General features: G+C 71.4%; 20 protein-coding genes and 1 pseudogene. 15 read left to right on the top strand and 6 right to left on the bottom strand.

Translation table 11 applies throughout. From position 1 onward, the window contains the following. The first annotated feature begins 46 nt into the window (after window positions 1-46). The 3 genes from ABZ272_RS23255 (at window position 47) to ahcY (ending at window position 3,985) form a co-directional block, all read left to right on the top strand. The gene (locus ABZ272_RS23255; RefSeq protein WP_355052021.1) at window positions 47-1,054 is read left to right on the top strand and encodes a cation diffusion facilitator family transporter; all 1,008 of its coding nucleotides are present in this window, start codon (window positions 47-49) and stop codon (window positions 1,052-1,054) included. Between the two features lie 4 nt (window positions 1,055-1,058). Beyond that, the gene (manA, locus tag ABZ272_RS23250; protein ID WP_355052020.1) at window positions 1,059-2,222 is read left to right on the top strand and encodes a mannose-6-phosphate isomerase, class I; all 1,164 of its coding nucleotides are present in this window, start codon (window positions 1,059-1,061) and stop codon (window positions 2,220-2,222) included. Window positions 2,223-2,485: 263 nt separating this feature from the next. Continuing rightward, window positions 2,486-3,985: an adenosylhomocysteinase gene (gene ahcY / locus ABZ272_RS23245; RefSeq protein WP_355052019.1), complete on the top strand. Its 1,500-nt coding sequence runs from the start codon at window positions 2,486-2,488 to the stop codon at window positions 3,983-3,985. 206 nt (window positions 3,986-4,191) lie between these two features. On the opposite strand, the gene ABZ272_RS23240 is transcribed toward ahcY, so the two are convergent. After that, complete coding sequence (locus ABZ272_RS23240; protein ID WP_355052018.1) at window positions 4,192-4,341, bottom strand: hypothetical protein; 150 nt, start codon at window positions 4,339-4,341, stop codon at window positions 4,192-4,194. A 169-nt stretch (window positions 4,342-4,510) separates the two neighbouring features. Between ABZ272_RS23240 and efeU the strand changes: the two genes are divergently transcribed. The 8 genes from efeU (at window position 4,511) to raiA (ending at window position 13,930) form a co-directional block, all read left to right on the top strand. Then, entirely contained in the window at window positions 4,511-5,497 is a 987-nt protein-coding gene (efeU, locus tag ABZ272_RS23235) for an iron uptake transporter permease EfeU (protein WP_355052017.1), read from the top strand. Window positions 5,498-5,520: 23 nt separating this feature from the next. Continuing rightward, window positions 5,521-6,654, top strand: coding sequence for an iron uptake system protein EfeO (efeO, locus tag ABZ272_RS23230; protein ID WP_355052016.1), 1,134 nt, complete (start codon window positions 5,521-5,523; stop codon window positions 6,652-6,654). Window positions 6,655-6,679: 25 nt separating this feature from the next. Beyond that, a complete protein-coding gene (gene efeB / locus ABZ272_RS23225; protein WP_355052015.1) occupies window positions 6,680-7,957 on the top strand; it encodes an iron uptake transporter deferrochelatase/peroxidase subunit in 1,278 nt (425 codons plus the stop codon). Window positions 7,958-8,078: 121 nt separating this feature from the next. Then, entirely contained in the window at window positions 8,079-8,768 is a 690-nt protein-coding gene (gene mtrA, locus ABZ272_RS23220; RefSeq protein WP_355052014.1) for an MtrAB system response regulator MtrA, read from the top strand. A 12-nt stretch (window positions 8,769-8,780) separates the two neighbouring features. Continuing rightward, on the top strand, window positions 8,781-10,532 hold the full coding sequence (mtrB, locus tag ABZ272_RS23215; RefSeq protein WP_355052013.1) for an MtrAB system histidine kinase MtrB: 1,752 nt from the start codon (window positions 8,781-8,783) through the stop codon (window positions 10,530-10,532). Then, window positions 10,529-12,346, top strand: coding sequence for an LpqB family beta-propeller domain-containing protein (locus ABZ272_RS23210; protein WP_355052012.1), 1,818 nt, complete (start codon window positions 10,529-10,531; stop codon window positions 12,344-12,346). Before mtrB ends, ABZ272_RS23210 begins: the two co-directional genes overlap by 4 nt. A gap of 4 nt (window positions 12,347-12,350) precedes the next feature. Beyond that, window positions 12,351-13,058, top strand: coding sequence for a ComF family protein (locus ABZ272_RS23205; RefSeq protein WP_355052011.1), 708 nt, complete (start codon window positions 12,351-12,353; stop codon window positions 13,056-13,058). 245 nt (window positions 13,059-13,303) lie between these two features. After that, window positions 13,304-13,930 carry a ribosome-associated translation inhibitor RaiA gene (gene raiA, locus ABZ272_RS23200; RefSeq protein WP_355052010.1) on the top strand — a complete coding sequence of 209 codons (627 nt, stop codon included), beginning with the start codon at window positions 13,304-13,306 and terminating at the stop codon, window positions 13,928-13,930. Window positions 13,931-13,981: 51 nt separating this feature from the next. On the opposite strand, the gene ABZ272_RS23195 is transcribed toward raiA, so the two are convergent. Continuing rightward, a complete protein-coding gene (locus tag ABZ272_RS23195; RefSeq protein WP_355052009.1) occupies window positions 13,982-15,097 on the bottom strand; it encodes a GNAT family N-acetyltransferase in 1,116 nt (371 codons plus the stop codon). Then, window positions 15,094-16,245, bottom strand: a complete 1,152-nt coding sequence (locus tag ABZ272_RS23190) for a GNAT family N-acetyltransferase (protein ID WP_355052008.1) — start codon at window positions 16,243-16,245, stop codon at window positions 15,094-15,096. The genes ABZ272_RS23195 and ABZ272_RS23190 overlap by 4 nt, the downstream gene beginning before the upstream one ends. A 168-nt stretch (window positions 16,246-16,413) precedes the next feature. Between ABZ272_RS23190 and secA the strand changes: the two genes are divergently transcribed. Further along, entirely contained in the window at window positions 16,414-19,341 is a 2,928-nt protein-coding gene (gene secA / locus ABZ272_RS23185; RefSeq protein ID WP_355052007.1) for a preprotein translocase subunit SecA, read from the top strand. A gap of 164 nt (window positions 19,342-19,505) precedes the next feature. Here the strand turns inward: secA and ABZ272_RS23180 are convergent, their stop codons facing one another. Next, entirely contained in the window at window positions 19,506-20,087 is a 582-nt protein-coding gene (locus ABZ272_RS23180; protein WP_355052006.1) for an Rv3235 family protein, read from the bottom strand. Window positions 20,088-20,300: 213 nt separating this feature from the next. After that, entirely contained in the window at window positions 20,301-20,528 is a 228-nt protein-coding gene (locus ABZ272_RS23175) for a helix-turn-helix domain-containing protein (RefSeq protein WP_355052005.1), read from the bottom strand. A gap of 203 nt (window positions 20,529-20,731) precedes the next feature. Here ABZ272_RS23175 and ABZ272_RS23170 point away from each other — a divergent pair, with 203 nt between their 5' ends. Continuing rightward, window positions 20,732-21,241, top strand: a complete 510-nt coding sequence (locus ABZ272_RS23170) for a hypothetical protein (protein WP_355052004.1) — start codon at window positions 20,732-20,734, stop codon at window positions 21,239-21,241. 243 nt (window positions 21,242-21,484) lie between these two features. Here the strand turns inward: ABZ272_RS23170 and ABZ272_RS23165 are convergent. After that, window positions 21,485-22,456, bottom strand: a pseudogene (locus ABZ272_RS23165) (hypothetical protein); the annotation flags it as partial. A gap of 611 nt (window positions 22,457-23,067) precedes the next feature. On the opposite strand from ABZ272_RS23165, the gene pruA reads away from it, so the two are divergent. Next, window positions 23,068-24,696, top strand: a complete 1,629-nt coding sequence (gene pruA, locus ABZ272_RS23160; RefSeq protein WP_355052003.1) for an L-glutamate gamma-semialdehyde dehydrogenase — start codon at window positions 23,068-23,070, stop codon at window positions 24,694-24,696. Window positions 24,697-24,873: 177 nt separating this feature from the next. Next, on the top strand, window positions 24,874-25,389 hold the full coding sequence (locus tag ABZ272_RS23155) for a PadR family transcriptional regulator (protein ID WP_266249116.1): 516 nt from the start codon (window positions 24,874-24,876) through the stop codon (window positions 25,387-25,389). The last annotated feature ends 192 nt before the right edge of the window (window positions 25,390-25,581 follow it).

Genomic DNA, 25,581 nt, shown 5'->3' with positions numbered 1-25,581 from the left:
GGCGGCGCGGCACGAACGTCACCACGACCCGAAACGGAGTGGCGGCGTGAGCGCGAACGGCGGGACGAAGGCGATCGTCGCCGCCCTGCTGGCCAACGTTGGCATCGCCGTCACCAAGTTCATCGCGTTCCTGCTCTCCGGGTCCTCGTCGATGCTGGCCGAGGCGGTGCACTCGGTGGCCGACTCCGGCAACCAGGGTCTGCTGCTGCTCGGTGGCAAGCGGGCGAAGCGCGCGGCCACGCCGGAACACCCGTTCGGGTACGGCCGGGAGCGCTACATCTACGCGTTCATCGTGTCGATCGTGCTGTTCAGCATCGGTGGACTGTTCGCCCTCTACGAGGCGTACCACAAGTGGTCGGACCCGCACGGCATCACCGAGTGGCAGTGGCTTCCGGTGGCGGTGCTGCTGGCGGCGATCGCCATGGAGTCGTTCTCCTTCCGGACGGCGATCAAGGAGTCCAACCACATCCGGGGCAAGCAGTCTTGGGTGCGTTTCATCCGGCGGGCCAAGGCGCCGGAGCTGCCGGTGGTGCTGCTGGAGGACTTCGGCGCCCTGGTCGGTCTGGTCTTCGCGCTGTTCGGCGTCGGCATGACGCTGGCCACCGGCGACGGTCGGTGGGACGCCGCCGGGACCGCGATGATCGGCGTCCTGCTGGTGGTCATCGCCATCGTGCTGGCCATCGAGACCAAGAGCCTGCTCCTCGGTGAGGGTGCCGAACAGCAGGACCTGGCGGCCATCGAGCGGGCCATCACCGAGGGCCCCGAGGTGGAGCGGATCATCCACATGAAGACGCTCTACCTGGGCCCGGAAGAGCTGATGGTGGCCGCGAAGATCGGCGTACCGGCCTGCGAGAGCGCGCACGACCTGGCCCGCGGCATCAACGCGGTCGAGGCGCGCATCCGTACCGCCGTGCCGATCGCCCGGGTGATCTACCTGGAGCCGGACATCTACAGCGCCGCCGCCGCCAAGGCCGGCACCGGCGCCGCTGCCGACACCGCCGTACCGCAGCCGGAGGAGTCCGCGGGCGAGGCGGTCGGACGGCCCGGGGTCTGAGACGGTGGAACCGCTGTACGGACCGATCCGGGACTACGCCTGGGGGTCCCGCTCCGCCATCGCGCTGTTGCAGGGGCGACCGGTGCCCAGCCCCGGCCCGGAGGCGGAGCTGTGGTTGGGCGCCCACCCGGGCGCCCCGGCCAGCGTGGAGCGCGCCGGAGCCCGGGTGAGCCTCTGTGACCTGGTACGCGACGAGCCGGGGCAGTGGCTGGGCCAACGGGTGGCCGGCCGTTTCGGCAGCCGGCTCCCGTTCCTGCTCAAGGTCCTCGCCGCCGACTCGCCGTTGAGCCTGCAAGCCCATCCGGATGCCGAGCAGGCCCGGGCGGGGTTCGCCGCCGAGGCGGGTCTTCCTCCCGAGGAGCGCAACTACACCGACCCGCACCACAAGCCGGAGTTGTTGGTCGCGCTCACCCCCTTCGAGGCGCTGTGCGGCTTCCGCGATCCGGTGGAGTCGGCCGAGGCGCTCGCCGCGTTCGGCGTACCCGAGTTGGGGCCCGTGGTCGACGCGCTGCGGACCGGGCCGGCGGGCCTGCGCACGGCGGTGGGGACGCTGCTCGGCTGGCCGGTCGCGGAGCGCGACGGGCTGCTGCGGGCCGTCCTGGCGTCGGCGGCCGACGGCCCGGACGCCGAGTTGGCCCACCGGCTCGCGAAGGCCTATCCCGGCGACCCGGGGGTGCTGGTGGCCCTGTTGCTGCACCACGTGCGTCTGGTGCCGGGGGAGGGGATCTGGATGCCCGCCGGCAACCTGCACGCGTACCTGAGCGGCTGCGGCGTCGAGATCATGGCGGCCAGCGACAACGTGCTGCGCGGTGGTCTCACCCCGAAGCGGGTGGACGTGGACGAGTTGGTGCGGGTGCTGCGCTTCGAGGTGCTCGACGAGCCGGTCCGTGCCGCCCGACCTGTCGCTCCGGGGGTGGACTGTTGGGCGGTGCCGGTGGACGACTTCGCGTTGCACCGGGTGCGGGTCGGCGCGGACATGCCGGAGGCCACGCTGGCTCTGCCGGGTCCCCGGGTGGTGCTCTGCGGCGCGGGCACGGTGACGGTCGATGACGGGGCGGGCGCTCTGACGTTGACGTCCGGCCAGGCGGCGATCGGCACGGCGGTTGGCGAGCCGCTGCGGATCAGCGGCGACGGCGAGGCGTACGTGGCGACGTCGGGCCTACGCTGACCCGACACAAGTCCGACTTTCCCGGAATAGCTTGACTCGGCTTTGCCTGAGTGTGACTCTATGAGTACGCAGCGTTATCGCGACGACGGTCCGGCAACGTGCGGGGAACCAAACCGGGGGGATGCGCGGGGCGGGCGGAGGTGGGCAGCAGGTCTGTCCACCACCGACCGCCCCGTGCGCTGTCCGCTGCCCGTCCCCCGGCGGCCGTCGCTGGCGCGCGTAAGGTGGAGGATCGGCGCAGACATCGTTCGACAGGAGCTTTCATGACCAGCACCCTCCCGGCGGCCGCCAGCGGTACGCCGTCCGAGGCCCGGCCGAGCACGCTCGCCGAGGGCGACTTCAAGGTGGCGGATCTGTCGCTCGCCGAGTTCGGGCGCAAGGAGATCCAGCTCGCCGAGCACGAGATGCCCGGCCTGATGGCGATCCGGCGGGAGTTCGCCGAGGCGCAGCCGCTCGCCGGCGCGCGGATCACCGGCTCGCTGCACATGACCATCCAGACCGCCGTCCTGATCGAGACGCTGGTCGCCCTCGGCGCGCAGGTCCGCTGGGCGTCCTGCAACATCTTCTCCACCCAGGACCACGCCGCCGCCGCGATCGTCGTCGGCCCGGACGGCACCCCCGACGCCCCCGCCGGCGTTCCGGTGTACGCCTGGAAGGGCGAGACGCTGCCCGAGTACTGGTGGTGCACCGAGCAGGTGCTCCTCTGGCCGGACGGCCAGGGGCCCAACATGATCCTCGACGACGGCGGTGACGCCACCCTGCTCGTGCACAAGGGCGCCGAGTTCGAGAAGGCCGGCGTCGTGCCGCCGGTCGAGTCCGCCGACTCCGAGGAGTACGCGGTCATCCTCGAACTGCTGCACCGCTCGCTGGGCGAGGACGGCCAGCGCTGGACCGGGATCGCGGCCGGCGTCAAGGGCGTGACCGAGGAGACCACCACCGGCGTGCACCGCCTCTACGAGATGCACCGCGCCGGCACGCTGCTCTTCCCGGCCATCAACGTCAACGACTCGGTCACCAAGAGCAAGTTCGACAACAAGTACGGCTGCCGGCACTCCCTGATCGACGGCATCAACCGGGCCACCGACGTGCTGATCGGCGGCAAGATGGCCGTGGTCATGGGCTACGGCGACGTGGGCAAGGGCTGCGCCGAGTCGCTGCGCGGTCAGGGCGCCCGGGTCGTGGTGACCGAGGTCGACCCGATCTGCGCCCTGCAGGCGGCGATGGACGGCTACCAGGTCGCCACCCTGGACGACGTTGTCGAGCAGGCGGACATCTTCATCACCGCCACCGGCTGCTTCGACGTCATCACCAACGAGCACATGGCCCGGATGAAGCACCAGGCCATCGTCGGCAACATCGGCCACTTCGACAACGAGATCGACATGGCCGGGCTGGCCAAGCGCTCCGACGTCGAGCGGGTCAACATCAAGCCGCAGGTCGACCTGTGGCGCTTCGCCGACGGGCACGCCGTCATCGTGCTGTCCGAGGGGCGTCTGCTGAACCTGGGCAACGCCACCGGGCACCCGAGCTTCGTCATGTCGAACTCGTTCGCCAACCAGACGATCGCCCAGATCGAGCTGTTCACCAAGACCGAGGAGTACCCGATCGGCGTCTACGTGCTGCCCAAGCACCTGGACGAGAAGGTGGCCCGCCTGCACCTCGGTGCGCTGGGCGCGAAGCTGAGCACCCTCACCAAGGAGCAGGCCGCGTACCTGGGCGTCTCCCCCGAGGGCCCGTTCAAGCCGGACCACTACCGCTACTGATCAAGCTCTGCTGAACCGGGCCGGCTGCGAGCAGCCGGCCCGGTTCGTCGTTCCCGCCGCCCCGCCCGGCCCGGCCCCGCCCCGCCCCGCCCCGCGATCTTGCAGTTTCGGTTGGTGATTTGCGCCTATCAACCCGTTGTGTCGCCACAGAAAGTGCAAGATCGCGCGGGCTGTGGGTGAGCGGGGCGGGGGGCGTGGGGCGCGGGTTAGTTGCGGCGGCGGGTGGGGCGTAGCCAGGTCCAGGCGCACCAGGCCAGCCAGCCGAGCGACACGACGGTGGCCAGGGTTCGCTGGCGTAGCGCGCTGAGCAGCAGCACCACGGCCAGCACCGCCAGCCATGGCAGGAAGGCTTTCACGACGGGGATCCTCGCACGGTCGGACGGTGAACGGTATGCGGCCGGTCGTCGAAGACCAGGTCACGGGGAGAGTGAGCTTGCCATGAACAACTTGACGAGGCCTGTGAACAGGAGGAAGGTATGGCTGCCCTAAGTTAGTGAAGGCGTGCCTAATGAACACGGAGCGGGGATGTTCGCCACCTACCTGATCGGCCTGCGGGAGGGCCTGGAAGCGACCCTGGTGGTCAGCATCCTGGTCGCCTTCCTGGTCAAGTCGCAGCGCCGGGACCGGTTGCCCCAGGTGTGGGCGGGCGTCGGCCTGGCCGTCGCGCTCTCCGTGCTGTTCGGCTGGCTCATCGAGTACACCTCGACCTCACTGCTGGCGCGTTCCGAGGATCGCGAGCTGTTCGAGGCGATCACCTCCGTCGCCGCCGTGGTGTTCGTCACCTGGATGATTTTCTGGATGCGCAAGGCGGCCCGCACCATCGCGGGTGAACTCCGCGGCAAGCTGACCGAGGCACTCGCCGTCGGGTCGCTCGCCGTCGCCGGGATGGCCTTCCTCGCCGTGATCCGCGAGGGCCTGGAGACCGCACTGATCTTCTACTCCGCGGCGCAGGGCGCGGCCGGGGACAGCGGACCGCTGCTCGCGCTCATCGGCGGCATCGTGACCGCCGTCGTCCTCGGGGTGTTGCTGTACGCCAGCGCCCTCAAGATCAACCTCAGCAAGTTCTTCACCTGGACCGGCGCGCTGCTGATCCTGGTCGCCGCCGGCATCCTCAAGTACGGCGTGCACGACTTCCAGGAGGCCGGTGTCCTGCCCGGCCTCGGCGACCTGGCGTTCGACATCACCGCCGTGCTCGACCCGACCACCTGGTACGCGGCGTTGCTGGCCGGCATGTTCAACGTGACCCCCGCGCCCACCGTGCTCGAGACCATCGCCTGGATCGGGTACGCCGTACCCGTCCTGCTGCTCTTCCTGCGCCCGACCCGCCGTACCCCGGCACCGGGAGCGGCCACGACGGGCCCGGCGGCGCCCGCCACGCCGGCGCCGGCCGCGGCCTCGGGGCCCGGTGTCGAGGCGTCCGAGCGCACGTCGCCGTCCACCACCACCGTCACCGAACGCGGGGCCGACACCGGCGCCGAGGCAGAGGCGGCATCCGCGCCGCAGCGTGCCTGACCCCACGAGGAGAGACCGCACAGATGCGTACCACCCGATTCTTCGCGCTGGCCGCTGCCGGCGTGCTGGCGACGGCCGGCGTCGCCGCCTGCTCCAAGGCCGACTCCGACAAGTCGGACGCGGCGGGCGGCCCGATCGTGGTCAAGGCCACTGACACGGCCTGCGACGTCGCCACGACCGACCTCGGCGCCGGGACGGCCACCTTCAAGATCACCAACTCGGGCGCGAAGGTCACCGAGTTCTACGTGTACGCCTCCGGCGACCGGGTCATGGGCGAGGTGGAGAACATCGCCCCCGGGTTGAGTCGCGAGCTGCACGTCGAGCTGCCCGCCGGCACGTACGAGACGGCCTGCAAGCCGGGCATGAGCGGCAAGGGCATCCGGGGCGCGCTCAAGGTCAGCGGGTCCGCGCAGCCGCTGACCGCCGACGCCGCCCTGGCCGGCGCCACCGACAACTACCAGCGCTACGTCAAGAGCCAGACCGGCGCGCTGCTGGAGAAGACCGAGGATTTCGTCGCCGCCGTGAAGGCCGGCGACGTGGCGAAGGCCAAGACGCTGTACCCGGTCGCCCGCACCTACTGGGAGCGGATCGAGCCGGTGGCGGAGATCTTCGGCGACCTCGACCCCAAGATCGACGGCCGCGAGGAGGTCATCGAGGAGGGGATGGAGTTCACCGGCTTCCACCGGATCGAGAAGGACCTCTGGCAGTCCGGCGACATCAGCAAGGACGGCCCGATCGCCGACCGGCTGCTGGTCGACGTCAAGGAGATCGTGGCGAAGGCCAACGCCGAGAAGCTCTCCCCGCTCCAGCTCGCCAACGGCGCGAAGGAGCTGCTCGACGAGGTCGCCAGCGGCAAGATCACCGGCGAGGAGGACCGCTACTCGCACACCGACCTGTGGGACTTCGCCGCCAACCTGGAAGGTTCCAAGGCGGCCCTGTCGGCGCTGCGGCCCGCGCTGGAGCAGCGTTCGCCGGAGCTGGTCAAGCAGCTCGACACCGAGTTCGCGAACGTCGAGGCGCAGCTCGGCAAGCACCGCGACGGCGACGGGTGGAAGCTGCACACCGCGTTGAGCAAGGCCGAGCTCAAGGAACTCTCGGACGGCATCAACGCGCTCGCCGAGCCGATCAGCAAGGTCGCCGCAGTCGTCGCGAAGTGACCGGGACGCAGGGGGAGTCGAGTCGATGAGCGTACGCAGGTTGACCCGTCGGCGGGCTATCACGCTCGCCGGCGCCGGGGTGGCCGGAGTCGCGGGCGTCGCCGCTGGCGCGGGGGCGCTGGTCGGCGACTCGCGTGGTCCGGCGGCGGCCAGCGACCACCCGGCGGGCGCGGTGCCGTTCTTCGGCGAGCACCAGGCCGGCATCGTCACCCCCGCCCAGGACCGGCTGCACTTCGTCGCCTTCGACGTCATCACGAAGGACCGGGCCCGCCTGGTCGCGATGCTCGAGGAGTGGACGGCCGCCGCCGCCCGGATGACCTCCGGCCGGGACGCCGGTGTCCTCGGGGCGGTCGGCGGGATGCCCGAGGCCCCGCCGGACGACACCGGCGAGGCGCTCGGCCTCCCGCCGTCGCAGCTCACCCTGACCATCGGCTTCGGGCCCACGCTGTTCCGCGACGCCGACGGACGGGACCGGTTCGGCATCGCCGACCGCCGCCCGCCCGCGTTGGCGGAGCTGCCCAAGTTCCCCGGCGACGCGTTGCAGGCCCCGATCTCCGGTGGCGACCTGTGCGTGCAGGCGTGCGCCAACGATCCCCAGGTGGCGGTGCACGCGATCCGCAACCTCGCGCGGATCGGCATGGGTGTGGTCAGCGTCCGCTGGTCGCAGCTCGGTTTCGGTCGTACGTCGTCGACCTCCCGGGACCAGGCGACCGCCCGCAACCTGTTCGGCTTCAAGGACGGCACGGCCAACCTCAAGGCCGAGGAGACCGACCTGCTGCGCGACCAGTTGTGGGTGCAGCCCGGCGACGGGCCGGACTGGATGACGGGCGGGTCGTACCTGGTCACCCGCAAGATCCGGATGCTCGTGGAGACCTGGGACCGGACCTCGCTGGCCGAGCAGGAGGAGATCGTCGGCCGGACCAAGGGCAGCGGCGCCCCGCTCGGGCGCAGCAAGGAGTTCGACGAGCCGGACTTCGCGGCGCGCGGTGACGACGGCAAGCCGCTGATCGCCGAGCACGCCCACGTCGCCCTCGCCCATCCGAGCCGCAACAACGGCGCACACCTGCTGCGGCGGGGTTACAACTTCGTCGACGGCTCGGACGGTCTCGGCCGGCTCGACGCCGGTCTCTTCTTCATCGCCTACCAACGGGACCCGCGCAAGCAGTTCGTGCCGATCCAGACCCAGTTGGCCCGCCACGACGTGATGAACGAGTACCTGCGGCACGTCTCCAGCGGTCTGTTCGCCTGCCCGCCCGGCGTGCGCGACGGTGGCGACCACTGGGGCCGGGTGCTCTTCGGCTGACCGGCGACGCGACCCGTCCGAGCTGTGGTGGCGGCGGACCGCGTCGAGGGGGGATCATGAGGCTGTCCGTGCCGGGTGACGCCGGTCCCACCGAACTGAACGGGGATGCAATATTAATCCCATGAGAGCCCGGGTCCTGGTGGTCGACGACGACCCCGCACTCGCCGAGATGCTCGGCATCGTGCTGCGCAGTGAGGGTTTCCTGCCTTCGTTCGTGGCCGACGGCGAGCGGGCGTTGGCCGCGTTTCGTGACAGTCGTCCGGACATCGTCCTGCTCGACCTCATGTTGCCCGGAATGAGTGGTATCGACGTGGCCCGGTCGATTCGTGCCGAGTCTGGCGTGCCGATCGTGATGCTGACCGCCAAGAGCGACACCGTGGACGTCGTCCTCGGTCTCGAATCCGGCGCCGACGACTACGTGGTGAAGCCGTTCAAGCCCAAGGAGCTGGTGGCCCGGATGCGGGCCCGGCTGCGCCGCGGCGAGGACGTCGCGCCGGAGATGCTGACCATCGGGCCGCCCGGCAACCAGATCAGCATCGACGTGCCCGCCCACACCGTCAGCCGCAACGACGAGGAGGTGAAGTTGACGCCGCTGGAGTTCGACCTGCTGGTCGCGCTCGCCCGCAAGCCGCGTCAGGTCTTCACCCGCGAGGTGCTGCTGGAGCAGGTCTGGGGCTACCGGCACGCGGCCGACACCCGACTGGTCAACGTTCACGTGCAACGGCTGCGCGCCAAGATCGAGCCAGATCCGGAGCGACCGGAAATCATCCTCACCGTGCGGGGCGTGGGCTACAAGGCGGGCACCGGATAGCCTGGTCGCACTGTGTCGACCTCGCCGCCCCCGCAGAACACCACAGCCCGCCGGCTCGCTGCCGGTCGGGAGGTCTGGCGTGTGCTGAGCGGCCGGGTCGCGCGGCTGCTGGCCCGGGCGCACCAGACCTGGCGGCGTTCGCTCCAGGTCCGGGTGGTCACCATCACGTTGGTCGCCTCCAGCCTGCTGGTGGGCGGATTCGCGTACCTGATCGCTGACAAGATCACGACGATCCTGCTCGACAACGCGCGCACCGACGTCCAGATACGCCTCAAGGGCGGCGCCGGGTACGCGGCCAAGCAGGTCTCCCTGTACGGCCAGCCGCAGGAGGCGCAGCTCCAGGAGACCATCGAGGGCACGGTCAACTACCTGGCCGGGGGTGACCCCCAGCAGACCAGTGGCGTGGTGGTGGCCATCACCGCCGCCAACTACCCGACGATGATCCAGACCCGGACCGCGCCGGCGGTCAACGTCCAGCCCCTGATCAGCAAGGAGTTGCGGGCCGCGGTCGCCAGCGGCAAGGTGGCCAGCCAGATCCAGACCGGCCGGCTGACGGGCGAGCCGACGAAGTACCTGGTCTACGGCTCGCCGGTGCCGACCCGCTTCGGCCAGATCGAGCTCTACTACCTGGTGCCGCTGACCCGTCAGGACGACACCGCCGCGGACGCCCGGGCCACCGTCGTCGGCACCGGCATCGCCCTGGTGATCCTGCTGGGGCTGCTCGCCGCACTGGTCACCCGGCTGGTGGTCAACCCGGTCCGGGTCGCCGCACGGACCGCGCAGCGGCTCTCCGCCGGCCTCCTCGACCAGCGGATGGTGGTCAACGGCGAGGACGACCTCGCGCTGCTGGCCGCCTCGTTCAACCAGATGGCGACGAACCTGCAACGGCAGATCCTGCGCCTGGAGGAGATGTCCCGCTTGCAGCGCCGGTTCACCTCCGACGTGTCGCACGAGCTGCGGACGCCGTTGACCACGGTCCGGATGGCCGCCGACCTGATCTTCGCGGAGCGCGACGAGTTCGATCCCGCGGTGGCGCGCAGCGCCGAGCTGCTCCAGGCCGAGCTGGACCGTTTCGAGGAGTTGCTCACCGACCTGTTGGAGATCAGCCGGTTCGACGCGGGCTTCGCCATGCTGGACGCCGAGCCGACCGACCTGGTGCCGGTGGTGCACCGGGTCGTCGACCGGTTGGCCGGCCTGGCCGAGCGGGTGGGCGTGGAGATCGAGCTGGACCTGCCCGGGACCCCGGTGATCGCCGAGGTCGACCCCCGCCGGGTGGAGCGGGTGCTGCGCAACCTGGTCGGCAACGCCGTCGAGCACGGCGAGGCCCGCCCGGTGCTCATCACCCTCGGCATCGACGAGACCGCCGTGGCCATCACCGTCCGGGACCACGGGGTGGGGCTCAAGGTTGGCGAGGAGAAGCTGGTGTTCAACCGGTTCTGGCGGGCGGACCCGTCGCGGGCCCGCCAGACCGGCGGCACCGGGCTGGGCCTGTCGATCAGCCTGGAGGACGCCCGCCTGCACGGTGGTTGGCTGGAGGCCTGGGGAGCGCCCGGTCAGGGCGCCCAGTTCCGGCTCACCCTGCCGGCCCGCGCCGGTGACCGGCTCACCACGTCGCCGCTGCGGCTGGTGCCCGCCGACGCGGCGCTGCCGTTCGGCGGCCCACGCGACGGCGGCCCGCTGGCCATCGGGCCGGGCAGCGGCGGAGCGTTGGCCATTGGCCCGGCGTCGGCCGGCAGCGACGAGCGGGAGGAGGTGCGCTCATGAGGGCTCGACCACTGCTCGGCGCTTTCGGCGCGGCGCTGCTCCTTAGCGCCGGATGCGGCATCCCGGCCTCGTCCGACGTGCGGGTCGACGGTAAGGCCGGCACCGCGACCGAGGCCGGATCGAGCAACGGCCGCAGCAGCGAACCGCCGTCGCGGACTGCCAGCGGCAGCGACAACGCGGCCTTCGTGCGGAACTTCCTGTCCGCCGCCGCCGGCGAGCCGGACCGGGCGTACGAGCGGGTGAAGGCGTTCATCGCCCCCGAGCACCGGCCCCGCCTGCAGGACAAGAAGGGCAGCGAGGTCGCGCTGACCGTGGTGCGGTTGGGCGAGACGGTCTTCACCTTCAACAGCGACTCCACCACCACCGTCAAGATCACTGTGCAGCAGATCGGCGTGCTGCGGACCAACGGAACCCTGGCGCCCCCGGTGGCGACCGAGACGCAGTACGAGTTCCGGCTGCGCAGCGCGGGCCTCGGCGGCGTCGGCAGCGACGAGCGCGCCGGGCAGTACCTGCTCGACCCGCCGAACGTGCTACTGCTCAGCGACGTCGCCCTCCAGCAGTACTACCAGGACGAGTCGATCTACTTCTGGAGTTCCGACCGCACCCGGCTGGTGCCCGACCAGCGCTACCTGCCGTACGCGGTGCCGGACGAGCGCCGGGTCAACGAGGTCGTGCGGTGGCTGGTCGGCGGCCCGTCCGACTGGCTGCGGCCGGGTGTCGTCGGGCTGCCGGACGGCACCGAGCTGATCAACAACGCCACCGGCGCGAACAACCGGTGGGAGGTCAACCTGGACATGTCCGGCGACGACCAGAGCCGGATCGACCAGGTGGTGACGCAGCTCGCCTGGTCGCTGGGTGACCTGCCGGGCGAGCTGGAGCTGAAGATCCGGAACAACTCGCAGCCGGTGCAGAACCTCGACGAGCGTCGGACGGCCCAGCGGCTCTACCCCGTCCGGGAAGAGCCGCAGCGGTACGGCGTCTACGAGGGCGCGATCCGCCCGCTCGACTTCGCCGGCGAACCCAGCGGCGCGGTGCCCCTCACGCCGGAGGTCAACCGCAGCATCGTGTCGGCCGGTCTCGCGCGGGGCGTCGGCCGGGTGCTCGCCGCGCTTGTGGTGACCAGCGGCAAGGACCGGCAGCGACTCGCGGTGGGCACGGGCGCGGACACGGTGGCCGCGCTTGGCCGCAGTGCCGGGGAGTACGCCTCGATCGGCCGCCCGGTCTGGCTGCGTACCGTCGACACGCGTCCCGCGCAGGGGCTGGTGGTGGCCGACGGTCGCCTCTACCGCTTCGACGAGGCCGCCGGCATGGCCGAGGTGCCGCTCAACCTGCCCTCGCCGGAGGTCACCGCCGTCGCCTCCGCGCTGGACGGTCAGCGGGTCGCGTTGATCGCCGGCGGGCGGCTCTACGTCGCGGCGCTGAACCTCGACGGCTCCGGCAACGGAGTGTCGATCGGCCCGCCCCGGGCGCTGGTCACCTCGTTGACCAACCTGACGGCGGTGGACTGGATCGGGGAGGACCGGCTGGTGGTGGCCGGCTCGGCGGGCCAGCCGGCGATCTACGAGATCAGCGTGGACGGCGCCCTGGAGACCCCGCTGCGCACCGATGTCGGCGCCAAGGTCAACCACCTGGCGGCGTACCCCACCAACCGCAGCGTGCGCGTGCCCACCGGGTCGTACATGTACGAGGCGAACAAGGTGGCCTACCGCAGCAGCCCGTTCGAACGGATCGCGCCCGAGCAGGTCCGCGACGTTCCCACGCCGCCGGCCGGAGTCCGCCCGAGCAACCCGTCGGCCCCGTTCTTCCTCTACTGACGTCGTGCGCGGGCTCTGGGCGGACCTCGCCGACCTGGTCCTCCCCGCGGACTGCGCCGGCTGCCGCGAGCGTCGCCAACGAATGCGACAGGGGGTCTGCCCCTCCTGCGTCGCGGCGCTGAGCGCGCTGCGTCCCCGGGTGACCCGCCCCACCCCCGCACCGGCCGGCCTGCCGCGCTGCGTCGCCCTCGGCCCGTACGACGGTCCGCTACGGGAGACGCTGCTGGCGTACAAGGAACACGGCCGGCACGGTCTGGCCCGTCCGCTCGGCGCGCTGCTGGCCGAGGTGGTCGCGGCGGCGGTCGGTGAGGTGCGTCCGCTGGCGCTGGTGCCGGTGCCGGACACCGCGGCTGCGGCGCGTGCCCGCTACGGCGACCACCTGGACCGGCTGGCCCGGCACTGCGCGGTCCGGCTGGGCCGGTGCGGCTGGCCCGTACGGGTGCACCGGCCGCTGCGTGCCCTGCCCCGGCCCGACTCCGTGACCCTGGACAGCGCGGGCCGTGCGGCGGCCGCCGAGGCGGCGTTCCGCCCCCGTTCCGGCGCGTCGGATGGGCCGCGCCCCTCGGACGGCGGACCCGCCGTGGTGCTGCTCGACGACATCGTCACCACCGGTGTGACGCTGGCCGCGGCGGCCCGGGTGCTGACCGCGACCGGATGGCGACCGGGTGTCGCCGCGGTTCTCGCCGCAACCGAGAAAAGACTCCGTTTGTAACAGACCGTGTTTCCGTTTCACCCGTTGGTGTATGAGGTGCGAAAAATACCGGGCGGTCTTGGCAACAAGGGGTGACTGCCGGGCGAACAGGAGTTAGCGTTTCGCTGTCGGGGGTAGGAGGTCGTTCCATCCCGCCCCTGGCGGTGAGAGGAGGCGTAGCCGCACTGACCGGTCGACGCCAGCGGGTCTTCCTACGGCGCACGACCGGGAAACCGGATCGAAGACGTCCGAGCAAGGGAGGTCACGTGGACATCGTGGTCAAGGGCCGCAACGTCGAAGTGCCGGACCATTACCGGGTACACGTAGCCGAGAAACTCGCAAAGGTCGAACGTTACGACCACAAGATTATTCGCATCGATGTCGAGCTGTTTCACGAGCGCAATCCGCGCCAGGCCGATCACTGCCAGCGGGTGGAAATCACCTGCGTCTCGCGTGGTCCGGTGATCCGGGCCGAGGCCTGCACGAACGACTTCTACAGCGCGCTCGACGCCGCCATCGCGAAACTCGACACCCGGCTACGCCGCGCGGCGGACCGTCGGCGCGTACACCGTGGTAGGCACGCGCCGATCTCCGTCGCCGCCGCCACCGCCGACCTGCCGGTCACCGACCTGGTGGCCGCCCCGCTGTCCGCGTCGAACGGCCGCGCCGGCACCGCCGTCGCGGAGCGCGTCGAGGAGGAGTACGACCAGCCGTGGCACCTCGCCCGGGAGAAGGTGCACCCGGCCGAGCCCATGACCATCGACGACGCGTTGTTCCAGATGGAACTGGTCGGTCACGACTTCTACCTCTTCCAGGACAAGGAGACCGGCCGCCCCAGCGTCGTCTACCGACGTCACGCCTACGACTACGGCATCATCTCCCTCGACACCTGAGGCGGGTTCGACCCCGTTGAGCACGGGGGCCGTCACGGCCCCCGTGCTCAATCAGCCCAGATCGGCGGGGAGCAGGGCGAAGGTCAGGTCGTCCACGCGGGTGCCGTCCAGGCCGGGCAGGCGTCCGCGTTGCAGGCCCTCGCGCCGGAAGCCGACCCGCTCTAGCACCCGGTGCGAGGCGGTGTTGTCCGGCATCGTTCCGGCGATCAGCCGAGCCACGCCGACCGGCCCGAACGCCCAGTCGACGAGCAGCCGCAGCGCACGGGTGGCGTACCCCCGGCCGCGCCACTCGGGCAGCAGCGCGTAGCCCACCGACGCCTCACCCGCTGCCACGTCCGTGTACGACAGCCCGCAACTACCCGACCGCTCGCCCGTGGCCGCGTCGATGATCAGGAGCCCGGCGAGGTCCCCCGTCAGCCAGGCGCTCTCGGCGAGCCGGCAGCGCCGTGCGATGGACTCCGGCGTCGGAGGTACCGGCGGCGCCTGGTTCGCCACCGTCTCCGGCCGGCTGTGCAGCGCGTACATCATCCCAGCGTCGTCCGGGCCGCGCCGGCGCAACGTCACCACCTGGTCGGTGAGCACCCCGTCGGGCAGGTCCGGCAGCAGGCGAGGGGTCGGGCCGGGCGGATCGCCGGCGAGGCGTACCCAGGTCAGCAGGTCGTGTCGGCCGCCGTCGCGGCGCTGGCCGGCGGATCGACGCAGGCCCTCGTAGCGGAACCCGGCGGCCAGCGCGACCCGCTGGCTGGCCGCGTTCTCCGGCTCGGTCTGCAACTCCAGCCGGACCGTCCCGGCGGCGAAGGCGTGCTCGCTCAGCGCCCGGGTCGCGGCGGTGGCCAGTCCGCGCCCCCGCGCCGCCGGACGCAGCCAGTAGCCGATGTCCGCCTGGCTCCGAGTGGGCACCGGGTTGCTCAGGCCGGCACCGCCGAGCAGCCGGTCGGTGGCCGGGTCCGCGATGGCGTACGCGGCGCCGCCGCCGGCCCAGACCGCCGGCGCGCCGGCCTCCACCCACCAGCGGGCGTCGACCTCGGTGTACGGGGACGGCATGGTGGAAACGAACCGTTGGCTGAGCGGGTCCGCGCAGCCGTCGACCAGGTCCGCGATGTCGTCGGCGCGGAACGGCCGCAGCCGTACCCCGTGCGCCTCGACGACCGGCGGCGTGCCCGTCATGTCAGGTCCTCGGCGAGCAGCGCGGCGACCCAGGCGTCGATCCGTTCACCCCGGTGCTGGACCCCGCCCCGGGCCGTCCCCTCGAAGGTGAAGCCCGCCTTCTCGGCGGCCCGCCGGGAGGAGGTGTTGCCCACGTTCGCCTTCCACTCGATGCGCGCCAGGCCGAGGGTCGTGAAGCCCCAGGCGCTGAGCGCGAGGAGCGCGGCCGGCAGGTACCCCCGCCCGCGTGCCGCCGGGGCGACCATGAAGCCCACGTCCCCGAGTAGCGGGTCGGCGGGGGAGAGCCGCAGGTCCAGAGTGCCGACGTAGCTGTCGTCCGGGTCGGCGATCACGAAGCAGGCGGAGTCCCCCCGGGCCCAGGCATCCTGGGCGTAACCCCGATAGCCCCGCGCGTCGGAGAGGTCGTACGGGTCCGGGACCGTGGTCCAGCGGATCGTCTCCGGGTCCCGGCAGGTCTGCACCACGGCATCCAGGTCGCGCTCCTCCATCGGTCGGAGTCGCAGCTCAGTGCCGGCCGAGGTGGCGAACAGCGTCGGCTGTGGGCGACCGAAGACGGCGGCCCGGCGAGCCACCAGGGTGCCTCGGGCGGCCGGCCCGGTCGAACCGGGTTCGGGTACCTCGCCGGGCAGCAGCGTGCCGATCCAGCCGTCCACGCCGCCCTCCGGCGCCGGATTCGCCCGCCGTACCCGGCCGTCGATTCGGAACCCGGCCCGCAGCGCGACCAGTCGGGAGGCGTGGTTGCCCACCTCCGCCTGCCACAGCAGCCGGCGCAGCCCCAGCTTCTCGAAGGACCAGCGGGACAGCGCCCGGGTGGCCCGCACGGTCACCCCCCGCCCGCGCGCCCACGGGGCCGTCCAGTAGCCGATCTCGCCGGTGCCGGCGTCGTCGAACGAGATCAGCCCGCACGAGCCGAGCAGGTCGCCGTTGGCCGCGTCGCAGACGGCGAACGGTGCCCCGGTGCCGTCCGCCCACGCCCGTGCGCTCAGCCCGGTGACGAAGTCGTGGGCGTGTTCGGGACGGTACGGGCGCGGTACGGTGGTCCAACGCTGAATGTCCCGGTCCTGGCAGGCGCGGTACACGCCGTCGGCGTCCGCCTCCCGCCAGGGCCGCAGCAGGACGCCGTCCTCGATGATCTCCACAGGCTCCACCCGTGCATCGTGCCGGAACGTTCGCCCTGGGCGTAACCGGATAACGTCCCGGGCGCGGCCCGTGCGCGTGTTATGTCGGGTTCGGCGGAGCCGACCGCCGCCACCAGTGACCATCGCGCCGATGTTGCGCCTACGATGGTTCGAGACTGTCTAGGGGAGCGTTGATCCGTGTCGATTCTGGAAAAGGTCCTTAACGCGGGCGAGGGCCGCATGGTGCGCCGGCTCAAGGCCATCGCCGCCGCCGTCAGCTCGATCGAGGACGACTACGTCAACCTCACCGACGAGGAGCTGCGCGGCATGACCGAGCAGTTCCGAGAGCGGCTCGCCGACGGCGAGACCCTCGACGACCTGCTGCCGGAGGCGTTCGCGGTGGCCCGCGAGGCTGCCGCCCGCGTGCTCGGCCAGCGGCCGTACGACGTCCAGGTGATGGGCGGCGCGGCGCTGCACTTCGGCAACATCGCCGAGATGAAGACCGGTGAGGGTAAGACGCTGACCTCGGTCATGGCCGTCTACCTCAACGCGCTCTCCGGCGACGGCGTGCACGTGGTCACCGTCAACGACTACCTCGCCCAGCGCGACGCGGCCTGGATGGGCCGGGTGCACGAGTTCCTCGGGCTGACCGTCGGCGTGGTGCTGCCCAACCGGCCGGCCGCCGAGCACAAGGCCGCCTACGAGTGCGACATCACCTACGGCACCAACAACGAGTTCGGCTTCGACTACCTGCGCGACAACATGGCCTGGTCGAAGGACGAGCTGGTCCAGCGGGGCCACAACTTCGCGGTCGTCGACGAGGTCGACTCGATCCTGATCGACGAGGCGCGTACCCCGTTGATCATCTCCGGCCCGGCCGAGCACTCGGCCCGCTGGTACGGCGAGTTCGCGGGCGTGGTCGCCCGGCTCCAGCCCGGCACCGACGGCGAGGGCGACTACGAGGTCGACCACTCCAAGCGCACCATCGCGGTCACCGAGCACGGTGTCGCCAAGGTCGAGGACCGGCTCGGCATCGACAACCTGTACGAGTCGGTGAACACCCCGCTGGTCGGCTACCTCAACAACGCCATCAAGGCCAAGGAGCTCTACAAGCGCGACAAGGACTACATCGTCAGCGACGGCGAGGTCCTGATCGTCGACGAGTTCACCGGTCGCATCCTGCACGGCCGTCGCTACAACGAGGGCATGCACCAGGCGATCGAGGCCAAGGAGGGGGTGGAGATCAAGCAGGAGAACCAGACCCTCGCCACGATCACCCTCCAGAACTACTTCCGCCTCTACAACAAGCTGTCCGGCATGACCGGTACGGCGCAGACCGAGGCGAGCGAGTTCAACAAGGTCTACAAGGTCGGCGTCGTGAGCATCCCGACCCACCGCCCGATGGTCCGCGAGGACCGGCCCGACGTCATCTACAAGACGGAGAAGGCCAAGTTCAATGCGGTCATCGAGGACATCGCGGAGCGCCACCAGATGGGCCAGCCGGTGCTGGTCGGCACCGTCTCGGTGGAGAACTCCGAGATCCTCTCCCAGCTGCTGCGCCGCCGGGGCATCCCGCACAACGTGCTGAACGCCAAGTTCCACGCCCGCGAGGCCGAGATCGTCGCCCAGGCCGGGCGCAAGGGCGCGGTCACCGTCGCCACCAACATGGCCGGCCGTGGCACGGACATCCTGCTCGGCGGCAACCCCGAGTTCCTGGCGGCCAACGAGCTGCGCCAGCGCGGTCTCGACCCGCTGGAGAACGAGGAGGACTACGCCAAGGCGATGGAGGAGGTCCTGCCCACCTGGAAGCAGGCCTGCGACGCCGAGGCGGACGAGGTCGCCGCCGCCGGTGGCCTGTACGTGCTGGGCACCGAGCGGCACGAGTCCCGGCGGATCGACAACCAGCTGCGCGGTCGTGCCGGCCGGCAGGGCGACCCGGGTGAGTCCCGGTTCTACCTGTCCCTGCAGGACGAGCTGATGCGCCGCTTCCGGGCCGGCGCGGTCGAGGCCGTGATGGAGCGCTTCAACATCCCGGAGGACGTGCCCATCGAGTCGAAGATGGTCACCCGCCAGATCAAGAGCGCCCAGGCCCAGATCGAGGGCCAGAACGCCGAGATCCGCAAGAACGTTCTGAAGTACGACGAGGTGCTCAACAAGCAGCGCCAGGTCGTCTACGCCGAGCGGCTGCGGGTGCTCAACGGCGAGGACCTGTCCGACCAGGTCCGCAACATGATCGACGACACCGTCGAGGCGTACGTGCGGGGCGCCACCTCGGACGGCTACGGCGAGGACTGGGACCTTGAGCAGCTCTGGTCCAGCCTCAAGCAGCTCTACCCGGTCGGCGTGACGATCGAGGAGTTGGAGGAGGAGGCCGGCGGCTCGCGAGCCGGCATGGACGCCGACTTCCTCGTCGCCCGCCTCAAGGATGACGCCAACGCCGCGTACGACCGCCGCGAGGAGCAGCTCGGCACCGAAGGGGTGCGCCAGCTCGAGCGGATGGTGCTGCTCCAGGTGATCGACCGCAAGTGGCGCGAGCACCTCTACGAGATGGACTACCTCCAGGAGGGCATCAACCTCCGGGCGTACGCCCAGCGCGACCCGGTGGTGGAGTACCAGCGCGAGGGCTTCGACATGTTCGCCACGATGATGGAAGGCATCAAGGAGGAGACCGTCGGTTTCCTCTACAACGTGGACGTCCAGGTCACCGAGCCGGAGCCCGAAGCCGACTCGGAAGAGGTCACGCTGCTCGACAAGCCGGTGGAGATCCGGGCCAAGGGTCTGAACCGTGCGCCGCAGCGGCAGGGTCTGCAGTATTCCGCCCCGACCATCGACGGCGAGGCCAGCCCCGGTGCGGTCGCCTTCGAGCAGGAGCAGCAGCAGGCGCCGGCGCTCGGCGTGGGCCGCCCGGCCCAGGGCGCTCCGGCGGCCCCCGGGCAGAGCGCGCCGTCCGCCCCGCAGCGGCCGGCCTCGGGGCTGCGCGGCCCGACGCTCCCGTCGGCGGGGTCCCGGCGTCCGGCCTCCAACCAGGCCGACGCCGGCAACGGCCCGTCCCGCAACGCGCCGTGCCCGTGCGGTTCGGGTCGCAAGTACAAGCGCTGCCACGGCGCACCCAATGGCGGCAACTGACCGACAGCGCGTCCCGATGGGCCCCGGCCGACAAGGCCGGGGCCCATCGGCGTCTCCGGCCCGACGGTGTTGATCGACTCCGCTTCCGGGAAGTCGGTGTGTCGGCGGCCGGTTGAGGCCCCGACTTCCGGGACGTCGAGTCGATCAGCGCACGGCGGACCGGCTCAGAGGACCTGCAGGGCGCTGCACAGCCAGCGGCCCCGCCGGTGCTCCAGGCGCACCGCCATGGCCCAACTGCGGCCACCGGGACCGCTCACCACGGCGGCTGCCTCCACGGCTGCCTCGCGAGGTTCGCAGACCCGCAGCCTGGTGAGCCGCAGTGCCGGCCGGGTCGCCCGACGCCGCGCCGGACCGGCCCGCCCGGTGGCCCGAGCGAGTTCGGTGAGCAGGTCGGTGGCCCGGGCCGGGTCGAGCAGAGGGCGTACCTGAGCCGGCGAGCGGTAGCCGTTGACCACCTCGAGGCAGGTGCCGACGAAGCGGTGCGCGGCCCGGGTGGCCTCGCTCGCCGTCGTCGGGGGCAGGGGGGCGCCCGGGTGGTTGGCCGGATGCGCGGGCGTACGGCGTGGGGTCGTGCGGCGCACCGCGGGCCGGACCGGATCCGGTCGTGTCGAGGCGAAGAGGTCGAGGGCGAGCTGACCGTGGGTCGGCCCCGGCCAGTAGGTCTCGTCCTGGTACGGCGGGTCGATGGGCGGGACGGGACGCAGGCGCACGGGTGGTCGGGAGACTCCGGGTCGCCGCTCGCTCATCGCTGCCTCCCCATGATCTTGCGTTTGCCTTCGTTTGCCTCCGACTGATTAGATTCTCGGCCACCGAGTGGTCCCGGTCAATGCCCCTGCGGCGAATGGGCCGAACACCCCGCATGGTCGGCTCGGGATCGCGGATGTGGCGGTATCCCCGCCCTTCGGACGGCACGACATCGGTGATCTGGAGTGGATCACCGCAGGGAGGGCCGGGCCTGGCTACTCAGGATCGCGGTCGACGAGGGGGTTCTCGCGTACCCAGTCGGCGGTCTCGGCGTACTTCTTGGCGATGTACTCCTCCAGTCGAGCCCGCTCGACCCGCCACTGACCGCGCCCGCCGACCTTGATCGCCGGCAGCTCCCCGCTGCGGACCATGTGGTAGACCTGCGAGTCCGACACGTTCAGCTCGGCGGCCACGTCGGAGAGCAGCAGGAACCTCGGCTCCACAGGAACTCCCGGGGTTGACGTCGTTTGCCTCAGTTTGCCACCGACAGTGCTCACTGCCCAACAGCGCCGTGGCCATCGGTGGCGGACACACCGGCGGGAAACTTCCACCGGCCGGAGGCGAGGTGTATGACGGTCACGGCGTGCGGCATGATCTGCGCCCGTGCCGGCTACCGTCGGTACGGAATCGAGCGGGGAGACGACCGGTGACCGACGAGCTTGTCCGGGTGTACGTGCCGGCGACCGTACCCATGCTGGCCCGCCTGCGCGAGCAGGGGCTGACCGCCGACACCGCGCATGCGGTGACGCCCGCGCTGCGCGAGTGGTACGCCGAGGGCGACGAGGAGGAGTTGGAGTACGTCGCGTTCACCCGGGCCGCCCAGGACGCGCTGCACCTGCTCCGGGAGGATCCGGCCGCGCCCCGCCGCCGCGTGGTCGTCTCGGTCGACCTGTCGCCCGCCGCGCTCGGTCGTGGCGACGGCGAGCTGGGCTCCAGCCTGGTGACGTTGACCGACACCGTGCCGGTGGGGGCTGTCGCGGCGATCCACGTGGACGGCACGGACGCCGTCGAGGAGGTCGCCGCAGCGGCCGACGTGGTGGCCGAGGCCGCCGCCGGTGACCCGGACGCGCAGTTCACCGTCGACGGCGCCGAGGATCACGAGCTTGAGTGGTACGACGTGACGGAGTTGGACATCCTGCTGCGCGCCGCCGACTGAGCCGGCGCACGTAGCCGGTCAGCGGACGGCGCGCTGTGGTCAGTGGGCCGCGTCGGCCTGGGCCGGGTCGGCGTCCGTGTCGCGGGCCGCCGCGGTGGGCTCGTCCTGCGGGTCGTCACCAACTCCGCTCGCCTCCGCCGGCTTCCGTGCGGCAGGGCCAGCGGCCGTTGCCGGTGCCGAGTCGGCGTCGGCCCACGTCGCCGTGCTGGCCGGCTCGGAGCGGGGCTGGTCGGCGGTGGCCGGCTCGTCGTCGGTGCGGGCCGGGCCGAGCGTTCGGCCGAACGCGACGAGCGCGGTCAGCGCCCCCACGAACAGCACCCAGATGCCGTTGTCCACCCGCGAGGTGCCCAGCGACGTCTGCGCCACCGCGTCCGCCTCGCTGAGCGCGCTGGCCAGGTCCAGCAGTGAGCGACCGCCGATCCGGATGATCACTTCGGCGAGCAGCAGGAGCAGGCCCGGTCCGGCGCCCGCGAGCAGGTACGCCGGCCAGCGCAGCGCGCGCGTCTGCGGATCGCGCCGCAGGGCTCGACGTCGCGCCCACGTGAGGTAACCGAAGGCCAGTAGTCCGGCGACCAGGCCACCGAGGAGCGACTCGGTGCGGGACACCCACTTGGCCGCGTCGACGAGCGACTGCTGGGTGTCGCCCGCGCCGAAGAGGTCGAACAGCGGGTCCCGGGCCCGGCTGAACGCCACTACGAAGACCAGCGTGCCCAGCGCGGCGGTCACCACCGCACCGACCGCCGGGGCGGTCCGGGCGCCCGCGATCGCTCCGCCGATGATCGCGGCGGCCGCGGTGGTGCCGGCGATCACGTTGGTGGTCGAGGTGTCGAAGTAGGTGAGGTTGATCGCCACAGCGGCGAGCAGCCCGACCACCATCCCGGCCCCGATCGCGCCGACGAAACGCAGGGTGGTCCCGTCGCCGTACCGGCGGGACAGCAGGTTGCCGAAGGCTAGCGCGGTGGCCGCGCCGGCCACGAGCGCGGCCGAGATCACGCCGGGCAGGGCGAACGCGGACAGGCTGATCGCGGTGATACCGGCGGCCGCCGAGGTGATGGCCTCCCGGGTCGACCAGAGCATGGCGGCCAGCCAGCCGAGCGCCAGCAGCGCGAGGACCGCCGCTCCGGGCGCCGGGACGGGCCCGGCCGTCGGGGTGGTCGCGTCGACCTCCGGCTGGTCCGACTCCGCGGCTGAGTCGCGGCCGGGCTGCTTGGTCATCGTCTCCCCTTCGAGGCGCCAGGTCACCGACCATTCAGGGTACGCGGACCGCCGCGCCCCCCACCGAACGAGCCACACCCCCCCGGTACGCCGACCCGCCCAGCCGAGCCCTCAGGACAAGTCGAGCCCTCAGGACCAGTCGAGCGCCGTCGAGCTGCCCAGGGGCGGGACACGGTCGCAGCTCCGCAGGACAGGTGGCGCGTCCAGTTCGCAGGACGGGTGGCGCGTCGAGGCGTACCCCCGAAGGAACGGCGACGGGCGCGCGGACCGCGACCAACGTCGGGCTGGGGCGAGCGTCCCCGGCGGAGGGATCAAGCCTGACCGCCCGGAGCCGGGGACGCTCGCCCCAGCCCTTCACCGCGAGCGGTAAGGGTTCGCCCCAGCCCCACCACGGCGAGCCGCACGGCGAGCCCCGACCGGTAAGGAGAGGAGAGCCAGTCGGTCCTTCGCCAGGCAGTGACGGCGGCGGTAGGGCCAGGACCGACGCGTGAAACAATCGCGGGAGGTCCCGCCGCTGCTCGGCTACCCCGCGCGGCGTCCGGTGTCCGACTATCCGGTCGGTGCCCGCGGGTCCGGTTTCGCCACCGCTGTCGAGATCGCCAGGAGCCTTGATGGATGCCGTGTTCTCCGTTCCCGAGCCGCGCAACGAGCCGGTTCGCAACTACGAGCCGGGCAGCGCAGACCGGGAGCGGCTGCAGCGGCGGCTGACCGAGCTGGCCGCCGAGCGCATCGACCTGCCGATGACCATCGGCGGGGAGCAGCGGATGGCGGCGGGCGACCCGATCAACGTGGTGCAGCCGCACAAGCACGCGCACGTGCTGGGCGTGACCGCGCACGCCTCGCACGACGACGCCCGTGCCGCGATCAAGGCGGCCAAGGACGCCGCGCCGATGTGGCGGGCGTTGCCGTTCGAGGAGCGCGCCGCGATCTTCCTGCGCGCCGCCGAACTGCTCGCCGGCCCGTGGCGGGACACCCTCAACGCCGCCACCATGCTCGGCCAGTCGAAGACCGCGATCCAGGCGGAGATCGACTCGGCCTGCGAGTTCATCGACTTCCTGCGCTTCAACGTGCACTTCGCGCGGCGTCTGCTCGAGGAGCAGCCGGCGTCGTCGCCCGGCGTGTGGAACCGCTTCGACCACCGGCCCCTGGAGGGCTTCGTCTACGCGGTCACCCCGTTCAACTTCACCGCCATCGCCGGCAACCTGCCCTCCGCGCCGGCGCTGCTGGGTAACACCGTGATCTGGAAGCCGGGCCCGACCCAGCAGTTCGCCGCGCACTTCACCATGCGGCTCTTCGAGGCCGCCGGCCTGCCGCCCGGCGTGATCAACATGGTGACCGGCCGGGGCGAGGAGGTGTCCGATGTCGTGCTCGCCGACCCGGACCTGGCCGGTATCCACTTCACCGGTTCGACGAAGGTGTTCCAGCACCTGTGGAAGACCGTCGGCGACAACATCGCGCGCTACCGGGGCTACCCGCGGCTGGTCGGCGAGACCGGCGGCAAGGACTTCGTGGTCGCGCACACCAGCGCCGACGTGGACGCCCTGCACACCGCGCTGATCCGCGGCGCGTACGAGTACCAGGGCCAGAAGTGCTCGGCCGCCTCCCGGGCGTACGTGCCGCGCTCGATCTGGGAGGGTGGCCTGCGTGACCGTCTGGCCGCGACCGCCGACTCGCTGACCTACGGCGACGTGGCCGACTTCGGCAACTTCGGTGGCGCGGTGATCGACGACAAGGCGTTCGCCCGGCACACCGCGGCGCTGGAGCTGATCAACGGTGACGACAGCTGCCGGGTGCTGGCCGGTGGCACGGCGGACGACTCGGTCGGCTACTTCGTCCGGCCGACGCTCTTCGAGTGCTCCGACGCCGCGCACGAGACGTTCACCACCGAGTACTTCGGGCCGATCCTCGGCGTGCACGTGTTCGACGACGCCCGCTTCGACGAGGTGGTCGCGCAGGCCGAGTCGATCGCCCCGTACGCGCTGACCGGGTCGGTGTTCGCGACCGACCGCCGGGTCGTCGACGCGGTCGGCGAGCGCATGCGGTACGCGGCCGGCAACTTCTACATCAACGACAAGCCGACCGGCGCGGTCGTCGGGCAGCAGCCGTTCGGCGGTGCCCGTGCCAGCGGCACGAACGACAAGGCGGGCTCCTGGCTCAACCTGGTCCGCTGGGTGTCGCCGCGCACGATCAAGGAGACCTTCGTGCCGCCGACCGACCACACGTACCCCCACATGGGCTGAAAGGAAGGGCCCCTTGTTAACGCCTGGTGCATAACAAGGGGCCCTTTCTTTCTCGGGCGGTCCATCGATAGTCCTCTACGGACAGTCTGTCGCCGACAGTGCACTTAGGAAGTCCTTCTTGGGTGGCAAACCGCCAAATCCTGGACGCCGGCAGCGCAAAGTGGCAGCGTAACGGGCATGGCGGAATCCGGAGTCAACCCCACGGCGGCGGCCCTTCTCGGGCTGCTCCACGAGGGTCCCATGACAGGCGGTCAGTTGATGGCCGCCGCAGAGCGCCGGCTGGCGCCCTACTGGTCGATGACCCGCAGTCAGGTCTACCGCGAGTTGCCGGTCCTGGCCGAGCGGGGCTACGTACGGCTCGGCAAGCCGGGCCCCCGAATGAGCCAGCCGTACGCGCTCACCGCCAGCGGGAAACGGACGTTTTCCCGCTGGCTGGCGGAGAACCCGGGGCGGGACACGATCCGCAACCCGATCGCGCTCCGGATGGCCTTCGGCAACCTCCACTCCTCCAGCCAGCTCAAGAGCCTGTACGCCTCGGCCAACGAATACCACACCGAGGCCCTCGCCCAGGTGCGGGAGCAGGTCAAGAACGCCAAACGGGACGGCGAGACGTACGACGCCAGCGCGCTGGAGTTCGCCGTCGCCTACCATCGGGCGGCCCTGTCCTGGCTGAAGTCCGCCCCCGCCGGGTGATCGTCGGCGGGTTCACGGACACGGAACGGGCCGCGGCTTCCACCGCGCGGAGCTTATTTGGCGCGGACCTGCGGGGCTCGCAAGCTCACTCCTCGTCCGCGCGGAGCTTATTTGGCGCGGACCTGCGGGGCTCGCAAGCTCACTCCTCGTCCGCGCGGAGCTTATTTGGCGCGGACCTGCGGGGCTCGCAAT

Origin of the sequence: Micromonospora sp. NPDC005979, from assembly GCF_040614415.1 — a bacterium.
In the GTDB taxonomy this organism is placed as follows: Bacteria; Actinomycetota; Actinomycetes; order Mycobacteriales; family Micromonosporaceae; genus Micromonospora.
This window is presented reverse-complemented; position numbering and strand designations above follow the sequence as displayed.

Bases quoted from the DNA above. Each gene is read 5' to 3' on its own strand.
- efeU (WP_355052017.1), top strand. From the start codon at position 4,511: ATGTTCGCCACCTACCTGATCGGCCTGCGGGAGGGCCTGGAAGCGACC.
- ABZ272_RS23180 (WP_355052006.1), bottom strand. From the start codon at position 20,087: ATGAGCGAGCGGCGACCCGGAGTCTCCCGACCACCCGTGCGCCTGCGT.
- mtrA (WP_355052014.1), top strand. From the start codon at position 8,079: ATGAGAGCCCGGGTCCTGGTGGTCGACGACGACCCCGCACTCGCCGAG.
- ABZ272_RS23195 (WP_355052009.1), bottom strand. From the start codon at position 15,097: ATGACGGGCACGCCGCCGGTCGTCGAGGCGCACGGGGTACGGCTGCGG.
- efeB (WP_355052015.1), top strand. From the start codon at position 6,680: ATGAGCGTACGCAGGTTGACCCGTCGGCGGGCTATCACGCTCGCCGGC.
- pruA (WP_355052003.1), top strand. From the start codon at position 23,068: ATGGATGCCGTGTTCTCCGTTCCCGAGCCGCGCAACGAGCCGGTTCGC.
- ABZ272_RS23210 (WP_355052012.1), top strand. From the start codon at position 10,529: ATGAGGGCTCGACCACTGCTCGGCGCTTTCGGCGCGGCGCTGCTCCTT.
- ABZ272_RS23155 (WP_266249116.1), top strand. From the start codon at position 24,874: ATGGCGGAATCCGGAGTCAACCCCACGGCGGCGGCCCTTCTCGGGCTG.
- efeO (WP_355052016.1), top strand. From the start codon at position 5,521: ATGCGTACCACCCGATTCTTCGCGCTGGCCGCTGCCGGCGTGCTGGCG.
- ahcY (WP_355052019.1), top strand. From the start codon at position 2,486: ATGACCAGCACCCTCCCGGCGGCCGCCAGCGGTACGCCGTCCGAGGCC.